The organism is Novosphingobium sp. GV079 (genome assembly GCF_003058045.1).
GTDB lineage: Bacteria > Pseudomonadota > Alphaproteobacteria > Sphingomonadales > Sphingomonadaceae > Novosphingobium > Novosphingobium capsulatum.
Genome location: NZ_QBUE01000020.1, coordinates 48,254 through 60,045, shown reverse-complemented (window position 1 = coordinate 60,045; position 11,792 = coordinate 48,254). Strand labels below are relative to the sequence as shown.

The 11,792-nt window shown below is 63.7% G+C and carries 17 protein-coding genes and 1 tRNA gene; 7 read left to right on the top strand and 11 right to left on the bottom strand.

Going from position 1 to position 11,792, the window contains the following annotated elements; translation table 11 throughout:
- Positions 1-10 precede the first annotated feature (10 nt).
- Both C8K14_RS19690 and C8K14_RS19685 read right to left on the bottom strand, forming a co-directional pair.
- Positions 11-1,153, bottom strand: a complete 1,143-nt coding sequence (locus C8K14_RS19690) for a diguanylate cyclase (protein ID WP_107718600.1) — start codon at positions 1,151-1,153, stop codon at positions 11-13.
- Positions 1,154-1,250: 97 nt separating this feature from the next.
- On the bottom strand, positions 1,251-1,988 hold the full coding sequence (locus C8K14_RS19685) for a GcrA family cell cycle regulator (protein ID WP_107718598.1): 738 nt from the start codon (positions 1,986-1,988) through the stop codon (positions 1,251-1,253).
- A gap of 217 nt (positions 1,989-2,205) precedes the next feature.
- On the opposite strand from C8K14_RS19685, the gene C8K14_RS19680 reads away from it, so the two are divergent.
- Positions 2,206-3,000: an ABC transporter permease gene (locus tag C8K14_RS19680; protein ID WP_369974068.1), complete on the top strand. Its 795-nt coding sequence runs from the start codon at positions 2,206-2,208 to the stop codon at positions 2,998-3,000.
- Positions 3,001-3,070: 70 nt separating this feature from the next.
- Here C8K14_RS19680 and hspQ read toward each other — a convergent pair whose 3' ends face one another.
- Positions 3,071-3,463, bottom strand: a complete 393-nt coding sequence (gene hspQ / locus C8K14_RS19675) for a heat shock protein HspQ (RefSeq protein WP_022677885.1) — start codon at positions 3,461-3,463, stop codon at positions 3,071-3,073.
- A 161-nt stretch (positions 3,464-3,624) separates the two neighbouring features.
- On the opposite strand from hspQ, the gene C8K14_RS19670 reads away from it, so the two are divergent.
- The 3 genes from C8K14_RS19670 to C8K14_RS23075 all read left to right on the top strand — a co-directional run bounded on the left by C8K14_RS19670 (position 3,625) and on the right by C8K14_RS23075 (position 6,224).
- Positions 3,625-3,714, top strand: a tRNA-Ser gene (locus C8K14_RS19670).
- Between the two features lie 181 nt (positions 3,715-3,895).
- Positions 3,896-5,179, top strand: coding sequence for an integrase arm-type DNA-binding domain-containing protein (locus C8K14_RS19665; protein WP_107718594.1), 1,284 nt, complete (start codon positions 3,896-3,898; stop codon positions 5,177-5,179).
- A 43-nt stretch (positions 5,180-5,222) separates the two neighbouring features.
- Entirely contained in the window at positions 5,223-6,224 is a 1,002-nt protein-coding gene (locus C8K14_RS23075) for an SOS response-associated peptidase family protein (protein WP_233251156.1), read from the top strand.
- A gap of 594 nt (positions 6,225-6,818) precedes the next feature.
- On the opposite strand, the gene C8K14_RS19655 is transcribed toward C8K14_RS23075, so the two are convergent.
- Entirely contained in the window at positions 6,819-7,199 is a 381-nt protein-coding gene (locus C8K14_RS19655; protein WP_107718592.1) for a thermonuclease family protein, read from the bottom strand.
- A gap of 168 nt (positions 7,200-7,367) precedes the next feature.
- Here C8K14_RS19655 and C8K14_RS19650 point away from each other — a divergent pair, with 168 nt between their 5' ends.
- The 3 genes from C8K14_RS19650 (at position 7,368) to C8K14_RS22500 (ending at position 8,219) form a co-directional block, all read left to right on the top strand.
- The gene (locus C8K14_RS19650) at positions 7,368-7,553 is read left to right on the top strand and encodes a hypothetical protein (RefSeq protein WP_107718639.1); all 186 of its coding nucleotides are present in this window, start codon (positions 7,368-7,370) and stop codon (positions 7,551-7,553) included.
- Between the two features lie 212 nt (positions 7,554-7,765).
- A complete protein-coding gene (locus C8K14_RS22505; protein WP_133726895.1) occupies positions 7,766-7,990 on the top strand; it encodes a hypothetical protein in 225 nt (74 codons plus the stop codon).
- Positions 7,991-8,039: 49 nt separating this feature from the next.
- The gene (locus C8K14_RS22500) at positions 8,040-8,219 is read left to right on the top strand and encodes a hypothetical protein (RefSeq protein WP_133726894.1); all 180 of its coding nucleotides are present in this window, start codon (positions 8,040-8,042) and stop codon (positions 8,217-8,219) included.
- Positions 8,220-8,239: 20 nt separating this feature from the next.
- Here the strand turns inward: C8K14_RS22500 and C8K14_RS19640 are convergent, their stop codons facing one another.
- From C8K14_RS19640 to C8K14_RS22495, 7 genes are read right to left on the bottom strand one after another with little or no spacing between them, the layout of a single operon-like run.
- Positions 8,240-8,686 carry a hypothetical protein gene (locus C8K14_RS19640; RefSeq protein ID WP_107718589.1) on the bottom strand — a complete coding sequence of 149 codons (447 nt, stop codon included), beginning with the start codon at positions 8,684-8,686 and terminating at the stop codon, positions 8,240-8,242.
- Positions 8,683-8,916 carry a hypothetical protein gene (locus C8K14_RS19635; protein WP_107718587.1) on the bottom strand — a complete coding sequence of 78 codons (234 nt, stop codon included), beginning with the start codon at positions 8,914-8,916 and terminating at the stop codon, positions 8,683-8,685. The genes C8K14_RS19640 and C8K14_RS19635 overlap by 4 nt, the downstream gene beginning before the upstream one ends.
- On the bottom strand, positions 8,913-9,530 hold the full coding sequence (locus C8K14_RS19630; protein ID WP_107718585.1) for a glycosyl hydrolase 108 family protein: 618 nt from the start codon (positions 9,528-9,530) through the stop codon (positions 8,913-8,915). Before C8K14_RS19630 ends, C8K14_RS19635 begins: the two co-directional genes overlap by 4 nt.
- Positions 9,527-9,946, bottom strand: coding sequence for a hypothetical protein (locus C8K14_RS19625; protein WP_133726893.1), 420 nt, complete (start codon positions 9,944-9,946; stop codon positions 9,527-9,529). The genes C8K14_RS19630 and C8K14_RS19625 overlap by 4 nt, the downstream gene beginning before the upstream one ends.
- Positions 9,946-10,395, bottom strand: a complete 450-nt coding sequence (locus tag C8K14_RS19620; RefSeq protein WP_107718581.1) for a hypothetical protein — start codon at positions 10,393-10,395, stop codon at positions 9,946-9,948. Before C8K14_RS19620 ends, C8K14_RS19625 begins: the two co-directional genes overlap by 1 nt.
- Before the next feature lie 11 nt (positions 10,396-10,406).
- Complete coding sequence (locus C8K14_RS19615; RefSeq protein ID WP_107718579.1) at positions 10,407-10,592, bottom strand: hypothetical protein; 186 nt, start codon at positions 10,590-10,592, stop codon at positions 10,407-10,409.
- Between the two features lie 24 nt (positions 10,593-10,616).
- The gene (locus C8K14_RS22495; protein WP_133726892.1) at positions 10,617-11,783 is read right to left on the bottom strand and encodes a hypothetical protein; all 1,167 of its coding nucleotides are present in this window, start codon (positions 11,781-11,783) and stop codon (positions 10,617-10,619) included.
- Between the last annotated feature and the right edge of the window lie 9 nt (positions 11,784-11,792).

Below are 11,792 nucleotides of genomic sequence, written 5' to 3'. Positions count from 1 at the left end.
CTTTCTTGCGTCAGGGCCTGGCGCGTTGCCCGGCCCGCTGCGCGCGGTCGGTTAGCATCACGCGGTTGCGGCCTGCGCGCTTGGCGGCATAGAGCGCGCCGTCGGCGGCGTTTAGCGCGCTTTCCAGGTCGCCGCAGGCCACGGCATCGACAATGCCGCCGGAAATGGTGACCAGGCCGAACGGCAGATCGGTGCTGCGGTTGATCATGCGTCGTTCGGCAACCCGGGCCCGCGCGCCATCGAGCAGGGCCAACGCCTGGCCGGGATTGTGGCCGGGAAACAGCACGCCGAATTCCTCCCCGCCAATGCGGCCGACAAAGCATTCGCAATCGCGCAGCGTAGCGATGGTTTCAGCAATCACCTTGAGCACGCGATCACCGGCAGCATGGCCGTGGCGATCGTTGATGCGCTTGAAGTGATCGATATCCACCACCGCCAGGCACAGCGGCGCGGCCGTGCGGCGCGCCAGATCCAGCGCCTGGTCAAACTGGCGCTCGAACGCGCGGCGGTTGGCCAGCCCGGTCAAGTGATCTTCGTCCGCCACGCGCTGCACCTGCTCCAGCGTGCTTTGCAATTCGGCGCTGCGCTTGCGGCTGGCGGCAAGTTCGGCATGAAGCTGGCTTGCCTGGACCAGCATGGCGCGGGCGGCATCGGCCAGCTTGCGCACCAGTGCCTCGTCGGCGCCGGCCTGTGCCATGTCGGCCAGGTGGCCTTGCAGACTGTCGGAAAAGTCGTCGCTGGCCTGCATGGCATCGTGCGTGCTGCGATCGAACGCGGTCAGGCTTTCGCGCACGTGGCACAGCAGGGTGACGAGTTGTTCGGCGGCCATGTCCTGCGCCGGATGGCGTAGCGCCTGTTCCAGCCAGGCAAGGTCCATCGGCAGGCCGGCGGCGATGCGCTGTACCAGCAATTCGGCCAGGCGCGGGTTTGCGCCGGTGACGCAATCATGCGCCATCACCAGCGTGAACGGGCTGATTGGCAGGTCGTGCTCCACCAGCAGCGCCGCAAGCCGTGCCAGCAAGGCACGCCGACCGGCAAGCGCCTCGGCCGTTTCGGCAAGATCGCCGGCTGCGGCATTGTCTCCCGCCAGGCCAAGCCTGTGCCACAGGCGCTGAAATGGGCTCTCGGCCCGCCGGTGATCGTGTTTCCCCATGGCCGGCAAAACGACAAGGCCGCAACCCGGTTAAGGGTCGCGGCCTTGCGTAGAACCGTGGTAACCGGGCGTCAGGCCCGGCTGGATTACGGATGGTTCAGCGCACGCGCGGCCCGCCAAACGGCATCGGCGGGGGCGGGCGGCGGTGGCCACGCGGCAGCTGCGCCTGATAGGCGCGACCGCAGTGTTCCACGCAGTAGGGGAACCCAGGGTTCACCTTCTCACCGCAGAAATGGAAGTCAGGTTCACCCGGGTGGCCCATCGGCCAGCGGCAGATGCGATCGTTGAGATCGAGCAGGCTGGTCTTGTCGGCGATTTCCGGGCTGGGCCGTGCCGGCACCAGGCGACGCGGCGGCGCAGGCGGGATCGGTGCCTGCTGATCGCCGGGGCCCTGGCGCAGGAAGCCGCCTGGGCCAACCGAAACCACACGGGGCGTTGGCGCTGCGGGCGCAGGCGCCGCGTCGCCGGCCGGAGCAGCGCTGGCGGCCGGCGGAGGGGAGGCAACGGGCGCGGCTGGCGCAGGGCGCGGCGCTGGCGCAGGGCGTGCTTCAACCGGGGCGGGCGCAGGCGTCGGCTTGGGTGCGGCCGGGCGCGCTTCGGCAACCGGCGGCGCGGGCGGCGCTGCAGGCTTTGCCGGCTTGGGCGCGGCGGCCGCAGGCTCGCTCTTGTCGTTTGCCTTGACCGGGGAAGGGCGCGCCTTCAGACCCAGGCGATGGGCCTTGCCGATCACGGCGTTGCGGCTGACCCCGCCAAGCTCTTCGGCGATCTGGCTGGCGGTTGCGCCGCCTTCCCACATCTTGGTCAGTTTCTCGATCCGCTCGTCGGTCCAGCTCATCCGTTCGAAAACCCTTGCATGGGCCAAGGGGTGCGTCCCTTGCCCTTTCATCATCTTGCCATCGGCCTCCGCGCGCGATACCGCGCCGGTTATGGCCAACCAATTCCCGTCCCCCACCGGAGAAACGAAACCGCTTGAACCGGCAGATGCCTTTGCGGGCACCGCTGCCGGTCATGCCTACGGGCATCTAGCCGGTTTTCCACCGCCCGGACAGCCGATTTTCCGCAGCTTCAACAGTGTCGGGCTCTGGACCCTCTATATGAAGGAGGTGCGGCGTTTCTTCAAGGTGCAGACCCAGACGATCTGGGCACCTGCGGTAACCACGCTGCTTTATCTGATGATATTTACCCTGGCGCTGGGCGGCGGTGGCCGCGTGGTGCTGGGCGTGCCCTTTGCCAGCTTCGTGGCGCCGGGCCTCATCGCCATGGGCATGATCAACAATGCCTTTGCCAACGCCAGCTTCGGCCTGCTCGGGGGCAAGATCCAGGGCACGATCATCGATTACCTGATGCCGCCGGTTTCCGAAGGCGAACTGCTTGCCGCCCTGGTGGGCGCTGCCGTATCGCGCGCGATCCTGGTCGGCCTTGCCGTGTCGGCCGCCATGATGTTCTGGCCGGGCGTGTCGCTGGAAGTGCGCCATCCCTGGGCCGTCATCTGGTTTGGCCTGATGGGCGCGATCCTGCTGTCGCTGATCGGCGTGGCAACTTCGCTGTGGGCGGAAAAGTTCGATCACAACGCGGCTGTAACCAACTTCATCATCACGCCGATGTCGATGCTGTCGGGCACGTTCTATGTGATCGATCGCCTGGTGCCGGCGTTCCAGACGGTCAGCCGGATGAACCCGATCTTCTACGTGATCTCGGGCTTCCGCTATGGCTTTCTGGGGCAAAGCGATATCGGCAGCAGCAACATGGCCGTGCTGCATGGCGCGATCGGTTTGGGCGTGCTCAATCTGGTCCTCGGCCTTGGCCTCTATGCCCTGCTGCGCACGGGCTGGAAGCTGAAAGCCTGAAGGTTTCACATATGCTAAAAAGGCGCCGCTTCCCCGGGGAAACGGCGCCTTTTTCGTTTGTTTCGGCCGGTCAGTGCGACAGGCTGCGCCGCAGGCGATAGCGCCCGTCGGCAAACCCGTCAAACATCTCGCGCAGCGACGGATGGTCTACCGGCCCGGCTTCGGCATCGGCGGCCAGGTTCTGCTGGCTGACATAGGCGACGTAGCTGCTTTCATCGTTCTCGGCGAGGAGGTGATAAAACGGCTGCTCGCGCAGGGGCCGCATGTCTTCGGGAATGGATTCATACCATTCCTCGCTATTGGCGAAGACCGGATCGATATCGAACACCACGCCGCGAAACCCGAACAGGCGATGGCGCACCACGTCACCGATCGCAAAGAGCGCCTCGCTCACGGCCGGTACGGAAATCTGACGGCCGGCCTGGGGAGAAAAGTAGCTCGTATTTTCGACATGGATGGACATGGAGCGAATATAGGTTTGCGGCACTTGCGAAACAAGCGAGGCTTTTGGGGAATATCAGGCTGGGGATAACTCCTCTTTCCGCTTGGCAAGCCCCGAATCCTACGCTAGTGGCGCGGTCCTCGACCGGGGCGGCACACGCCGCCTGACGCACGGCACTTCATGGAGAGGTGGCAGAGTGGTCGAATGCGCCGCACTCGAAATGCGGTGTACGGGCAACCGTACCGTGGGTTCGAATCCCACCCTCTCCGCCACGTGCCCCTTTCACCAGCACCCATCAGCATCCATAAGGCGCCACCCGCCGCCGCGTTTTCAGCGATTCGCGCCTGTCATGGGCTGTCATTGGCTGTCACCAAAAGGCGCGCCGCGCGGGGGTATGTATGGGGGTAAGGGCGCGGCAACGGGCGCTCTATACCCCCAGGCGGGGGTATTGTGGTGCTGAACGACACGAAAATCCGCAAGGCTGCGCTGGCCGATAAGGATTACAAGCTGGCCGACGAGAAGGGGCTTTACCTGCTGGTGCGCCCGACCGGCGGAAAGCTGTGGCGGCTGAAATACCGCATTGCCGGCAAGGAGAAGCTGCTCGCACTTGGCAGCTATCCAGATATCAGCCTGGCCACGGCGCGAGAACTGCGGGACGAGGCGCGCAAGAAGATCGCCACCGGGATCGACCCGATGCAGGAGAAGCGCCAAGCTGCCCAGGCAGAGAAAGCGAAGGTGGCGCATACCTTCGAATCCGTGGCGCGGGAATGGCACGGCCTCAACAAGGATCGCTGGGTGCCCGTGCACCAGAACGATGTGATCCATTCGCTTGAGCGCGACGTGTTTCCGAAATTGGGGCCGATGCCGATCGCGGACATAACCGCTGGCGACGTTCTTGACGTGCTGCGCAAGGTGGAGCGGCGCGGATCTATCGAGACGGCCAAGCGGCTGCGGCAGCGCATCAGTGGCGTGTTCGTTCTGGCGATTTCGCAGCACCTGGCCAAGGATAACCCGGCGGCGATGCTCGAGCATGCGCTGCTGCCGAAGAAGAAGGCCAAGAAGCAGCCGGCGGTGGTGGACTTGACCGAGCTTCGTAAGCTGCTGACGGTGACCGAGGCAAGTGGAGCCTATCCGGTCACCCTGCTGGCCTCGCGCTTTCTGGCGTTGACCGCCCAGCGGCCGGGCACGGTGCGCCGCGCGGAATGGGCCGACATGAGGGGCATCGACTGGGACAGCGACGATGCAGCGCCAGATGCGATCTGGCATATTCCCGCAGAGCAGATGAAGCTGTCGGCAGAGCGCAAGGACGAGGCCGAGTTCGATCACATCGTGCCCCTGGCGCCCCAGGCCGTAGATGTGCTGCGCGCGGCCCGTGTCCTATCCGGCCGGGGCGCGCTGGTGTTCCCGGGGCAGCGCCATGCACACATCCCGCTTTCGGAAAACGGGATAGGCTACCTCTACAACCGGGCAGGGTGGCATCGAAAGCACGTCCCTCATGGCTGGCGCGCTGCGTTTTCCACGATCATGAACGAGCGGGCGAAGGAGGCGGGGATTGCCGACGATCGCGCGGTGATCGACCTCATGCTGGCGCACATGCCAGCCAACAAGGTGGAGAGCGCCTACAACCGGGCGCAGTTCATGCCGCGGCGCCGGGCGATCGCAATCGAGTGGGCTGATCTGCTGATGGAGGGAATGGCGCCAGCGTCTGATTTGTTGCCAGGGCGGCGGCGCAGATAGCGCGCCTTGACCACTTTGTTCTTTTTCTGTTCTGGTTTCGGGCATGCGAATCGCACCGCCCGACCACGACCGTCTGACCCGCCTCGCGCTTGAGACGGTGAGCGAGGCGGCGGCTGAGGCGCAGGAGCAAATTGTCGACGTCACATGGGGCATCAGGCTGGCGCTGCGATGGCTGATGATCAGCGGCGTGATCAAGGATTGGCATGTGCGCCAATTTGTCGAGGCGATCGGCAGCCCCATCCGAGACGCGTACAATCCACATGTCGAATGGCGCAGTCGAGCAGACGTAGCGGCGCGTTTCGTTGATTTTTGCCATCAGCAGTTGGGCCTGCCGTGCGGCTTTGGGCCACCGCAACGGCATCGAGAGCGCCGCTGGTATGACGAGATGCTTGACCCCGACACCGGCCGCGCGCAGCCTTGGCTGATGTGCAACAGGTATAGGCCAGGCGAGCGCGAAACCATCCGCCAGCATTTCGGCGCGAAGATGTGGCGTGAGACCAACGACGGCCCCGCGATCGTGCATCCCAAGGATCCGGGCTGGGTGGTGCGCCAGGTCGATGGCGCGCTGGTGCTGGACCAAATGACGTGGGGCTTTCCCGTCGTGCTGACCGGCCGGCGCGGCCAGCCTCTTAAGCCCAAGCCGGTCAACAATGCGCGCATGGACAAGCTGGGCGGGTTCTGGAAACGCTGGACCGGGCCGGAGCATCGCTGCCTCATCCCTGCTATGGCCTATGCCGAGGCCGTGGGCCCGTCGGGTGAGATGACCACGACGTGGCTGTCGATCCGCTCAATGCCGGTTTTCGCCTGGGCGGGCCTATGGCGCGATAGCGAGGAATGGGGACCGGTCTATACCGGCGTCATGACCGACAATGCCCCTGAACTTGCGCACGTTCATGACCGGTCGCCGGTGATTTTGGCGCCCGAGGATTGGCCCACATGGCTCAGCGGACCGGCGGATGGGCTGGCGCAGTTTGATCGGCCCTGGCCTGCCGCTGATGTCATTGTGGATGCAACACCGGTGCGCTGGAGGGATGGCGGTCGTTGAAGACCTCTGGACTGGTGCAATGGCACTTCACTTTTAACAGCCTTCGAAAAAACTTAACTGGTGCGTTTTTGTAATTGACAACTATATTTTTCAACGATTCGCTGCGCCGCACAAGCTTGGACGAGCGACGAAGCGAATCGTCGTTGCGACAAACGCTTAAATCTTGAGGGCATGTTGCGCTTGCCTCTCGACGCTTTTTCGCCACTAGTGGGCTCAGCCGATGAGGCGCTCATTTACCATCGAATCCTAGGCAAAACGTCGCTTCCCCTGGAAACGGTGCAAGCCTGTTCGCCATAATGGAGGGCAATTGAGAAGACCGTGAGGATCCGGGGAATTGCCGGAATCAAAAAAGGGCCGCCCGGTAAAGAGCGACCCCTTCCTGAAAAGTCCGGACGGCTAGCCGTCGCGATCTCTCCCTTCGCAAGTAGAGCGTCGCACGATTGCCCTCCGGACTCAACCCTAGTTGATAGGAGGTGCGAATGGTTCGCATCCGGTCATACCTGCGTGTCCGCTTCGGGCGCGAGGAGTTTGTGCGCGCGCACTGGCGCTCGCGGTAAGTTCAACGTGCGCCGCCAGGGCAGTCCTCTGGCGGCGCTAATTCCAGCGCCGTGCCAAGCCGCGCGCGATCAGATAAGCCCCGGCATCCTGGCCATTGACCATCACCCGCGCCAGCAAACGCCCATACCGATCCCGGCCGACCGGTTGAATCGTGGTGATCCCGTGATAGACTAGCGCTGCCAAAGCATCGCGTGAGCGCTTGCCCAAGCCATAATCGCACCAGGCGGGGTTGCGGCTCCTCGCCAGCCGGCGGCGCGACTTCGGGCTGCATCTTTCCGAGCCAGCCAGTTCCGGCGCGTCGATGTTAACCAAGCGCACCCGCTCGACGCCGCACCGGATAGTGTCGCCGTCATGAACGACCGGGTGAGGACAGGGCATGAGCGCGGCCAGGGCGGCGATGGCGAGGGTGCTGGGCATGTAGGTAGAATGCCTTATGCCCGGTGCCGCGACCAGTGCAGAAAGGTCCGCTTTATCTCGGGCGCGGACGCATCACCGAAACGGATTGACGATCCTTGACACTTACCCCCTCGCGATCCTGCCATTTTGGCGGTAATCACGATGCGGGGGGCGTTAGAGGAGAGTCTGATGCGCAAGCTTGCAATTGCTCTGGCCGCTGCGATGGCGATGACTGCGACGCCGATGGTGGCCCAGGCCGCGCCCTGTAAGGATGCCAAGGGCAAGTTCGTGAAGTGTCCGGCACCTGCCGCCAAGCCGGCTCCAAAGAAGGCGTGCCGTGACGCGAAGGGCAAGTTCACGAAATGCCCCAAGTGAGGTGACCTTGGCCGGCGCGCCATCCACGCGTCGGCCAAAAATGCGCGGATGTGAAGTTGAGAGATTTCCCCGCGCGGGGAATGTGCTATGCTGCGCCGGCAGAGGAGAGGTTCGCACGTTCGAACTCATCCTAGGGCGGTAAGGCAGGCACGCGACACGTTCTGCTTTGCCGCCCTACCTCGCATACCCCGCAAAAGCGCCACGAGGACGACATGCAAAACCCGATTGAGCAAGCGGCGGCAAAGATTGGCGCGGTTCCGGCCGATATTCTTGGCCTCTGGTGGGCGCCGGGCTATCCCGAGTTGACGACCGGCCAGTTGATTGATGCGGCGAGACAACTACCAGATCATTCCGAGGACGTGCGCGGAATGATCCAACCTGTGCAATTCCTGCACAAGTTCATTTCGCACAGCCTCGCAGCAACGCCACAGCCTTAAGCGCCACGGCCCGCATATCAGCCAGCGCTGATCCCAGGATGCCGCTGTCATGCACCGCATCGCCGTCAAGCTGGCCGCCGATCTTGGCAGGCACAGTCGGGATATCGGCCTTATCCACGCAGGCGACAGCTACGGGCACGTTGACGGTTTCCACGCGGGCTTCAATGGCAGGCGGTGGTGTGGTGACAGAGCCGCAGCCAGCAAGGGCGAGGCACGCGGCAACCTGTAAGCCGCTCTTACAAGTTCGCATCAGATCTGATCCTTGAAAGCCATTACGGCGTCGTTGGTATGGCAACCCGTGGCCGAGGTCTGCGGCACAGCGCGAATCTTGGCGGCAGCATCGGTGAGCGACTTCACAGCCGGCGCGATTGCGGCGTTCGCATCCTTGCCAGCCTGCACCCGCGCGTCGCTGTCAGCCTTGAGCGCGGCCACCTTGGCATTCTGCATGCCCAGCGCCTGGTGCAGCACGTCGAAGCTGTTGCGCTGGACTGTATAGGCCCGGCGCCAGTTGTGCTCTGCATCGCGCCACAGGGCAATTTCAACGCCGCGCTTTTCGGCCAGGGCGTGTTCGTGGCGGGCGTAGAGGATCAGCAGCAGCGCCGCTGCGCCGACGACGATTGGCCGCCAGAACTTGCGCAGGACTGACAGCGCCAAAGCGGCCGGGCTGAGCGCGGGAAGGTCGAGCGGGATAATCATGGCTTGGCCTCCTCAGTCGGCACAGGCTGTGATGGCGGATTGTCAACGCGGACAGTGCGGCTCGATGGTGCGCGCAGGAGGCCGATCAGACCGCCAGTGATCGTGCCCATGCCGAATGCCTCGGTCACGGTGACGTGATGGCCAGCAGCGATGAGCGCCGAGACGAAGATGATCACTAACGTCGCCAAGGTGGCGAGGTAGGCAATAAGCTGGTCGTGGTCGTTGATCATGCCCAAGCCCCCCACCAGACAGTGCCCGGCAGAAAGCTGTTGCTGCGGTTGATCCAGCCATTCAGGAATCGGCGGTCGGGATCGTTCGGCTCGTTGCTGGCAATGCGCTGGTAGAAGGCATTGCGCACGTTGGCCCATGCCTGCGCGGCCTTCGCTTCACCGAGGCCATTATACCATGCCGCATAGGCCCGCGCCGTGGCCGGGCCGAGATTGCCGTCCACGACAGTGCCGACCATCTTCTGCATCAGCTTGATCGCGCGATCGGGGCCCGCACCCCACGCCATGTCGATGATCGAGAGCGTGACGCGGTTGACCAGCAGCTTGTCGAATCCCGGCACCTTGTAATAGAGGCGCACGCCGATCGCGACGGCCTCGTCCATGGTCAGGTTCGCAATGTCTGCCCGGGTGACGACGCCCACCTTGCGATACTGCGCCAGAGCATAGCCGGTCACGCCGAATTTAGAGCCGATCAGTTTGCCGACGTTGCGCTGTTGCGGGATATTCGCCGCATAGCTGACGGGATCAAACCAGTTGCCATTGTCAGCCGGGTCCATCGACAGACCGCCTTCGTGGTCCTTGATGTAGCCGGCGATGAATTTTGCGATGTCGATCATGGGTGATGCTCCGGTGGCGCCGGCACAGTAGGCGCGACGATGGGCGGGACAGGTGTTGGGGTGACCGGCGGCGAAACGACAGCGGGCGCGGGATGACGCGTGAAGGGCGACCACAGTGTGAGGTCGAGCCGGTCAGCGGCGGCCAAGATGCCTTCGGAGACGCCGATACAGGCCAGGCCAGCGATCGAGCCGGCAACCGTGGGCGGAATGTCCGCACTGGTGACGCCGTGCACCAGCTTCTGCACGAAGCCACCGAACAAATACGATCCGCCAATGCAGAGACCGGTGGCCAGGATGCGTTGCTTCCACAGCGTGGCGGGGCGCAGATACTCACGGGCAGCGGCACCAAACACGCCGCCACCCAGCATCTGCGCGGTATCAGCGCCGATTCCGACGCTTTCGGGCGGCGCGACCATCAGCACGCCACCATGCGTAGAGCGCGCTGGAACCGATCAGATACGCGGCCAGCCCAATCATCAATGCCACGTCCGACGACATCGACCACGCCCCCGCCAATCAAGAATTGCAAAGCGCTGGCGAGATTTATGGCCGCCGCATAGGTCCAATAATCGATATATTGGCCATGATCCGCGAGCCGAACACAGCGCCAGGCAATCAGGCCCAGCGATACGGCGGCAACCATGCGGTCGCGCGCGCCATGACCCGTCGCTCGCAATGCCAAGATGGTGCAGAGATCGAGCATCATCATCATGACGATCTGGTCGTTGCCCGAATAGATCGCGCCGACAGCCCATGATGCCACTGTGGAGGCGGACAGAATGATCGTGACCGGGCGGATGCCAACGCGCCGGGCCGCCATCGCCCACAATGCGGCGTGCACGGCGTAGACGATGATGGTTTCCATGTCCGGGCCCCTTACTGCGTCTTGGGCTGGCTGGCGGCGGTGACCGTCGCTTCGTCAACCCCGGCGGACGGGCCATGTTTGGCGAGCAGGTCGGTCAGCAGGGTGCATTCCTCGGCGTGCAGCTTGGCGAGTTGGTCGGTCAACGCGACCTTGCGGCGGCCGATTTCGGCGAGGCGGGCGATGGACTTGGCGGGCATGGTCAGTTCTCCTTGGGTGAGGGGTTAGAGGGTCTGGCCAGCGTCGGCCAAAATGGCGGAGAACGCAGCGCCAACAGCATTGATCTGCGTCGTGGAAAGCGCGCCTTTGTAGGTAGCCACGCCCATGACCGTGCTGTTTGGGGTGCCGTAGGGACGCCCGATTTGCAGTTTGTTGGTTGTCGAGCCGACTGCGCCCGAAGTCGGCAATGCAGTTGCGCTTGCCTGGACCAAGCCGCCGACTGTCCGCCACGTCATTGCCTGAACGGTGGTGGCGGTAAATTGCGCCACATACATGGTCCACGCAGTCGCAGCATCGGAACGCTGCGCCACACCGCTGTTGACCGTGGTGGCGCCGCGCACGACAGACAGCATGTTGCTCCCACCGCCATTCAACACCATAGCCATGGAGGCACCAGCGGTCGCGACATAGTCGCTTACGACGCCGCCCGCAGTGCCTTGGACAATAGCGATGCTAGTGAAGCCGCCAACCGCGTTTGCCGTGCCGCGATACAGCGTCGTTCCCGATGCGACCGTGACCCACCCGGCTGCAAGGTTGTACGTGCCAGTGCCGCCGGTCCCTGTGCCCAAAGACGCGATGACACCCACCACAACGCCAGCGGCTGTGCGGATCGTGTCGCCCACAGCCAAGGGGGTCCCTGTGCCGCCATTCGGAAACGTCGCCACAGTCATCACGCCGCTGGTGATATCGGCGGTGAAGGCGGCGCCATTGTAGATCAGGCCACTATAGCCGGGCAAATCAACCGCGTTATTTGCGGAGGCCATTGTCTGAGAAGTGACGGCTACCCAACCCGTAGCTAGGTTGTATGTGCCGTTTCCACCCGTGCCAGTGCCCAGCGAGGATACAACGCCCTTCTGAACGTTGTTGCTGTCATAGACGACGCTGCCAATCCCGATCGGCGCGCCCGTGGTGTATCCCGATACGGTCAGAACACCACTGGCGATAACGCCCGTGAAGCTAGCGCCAGTGGGTGAAACGCCGAGGGTCCCGGTAGTGCCGTAAAGAGACGCGACGCCTGCGGTCGATGCATCAAATAGGTTTGCTGATGGTGTCGACGTGAATGTCGATCCGAAGATGTGCGCACCATAGCCGAGTTCGCCAAAAGACGGCAGTGTTTCAAACGTGCCATACGCACCGCCGGAGCCAGGAAAAGAGATGCCAAACATGGTCATGGCGTGAAG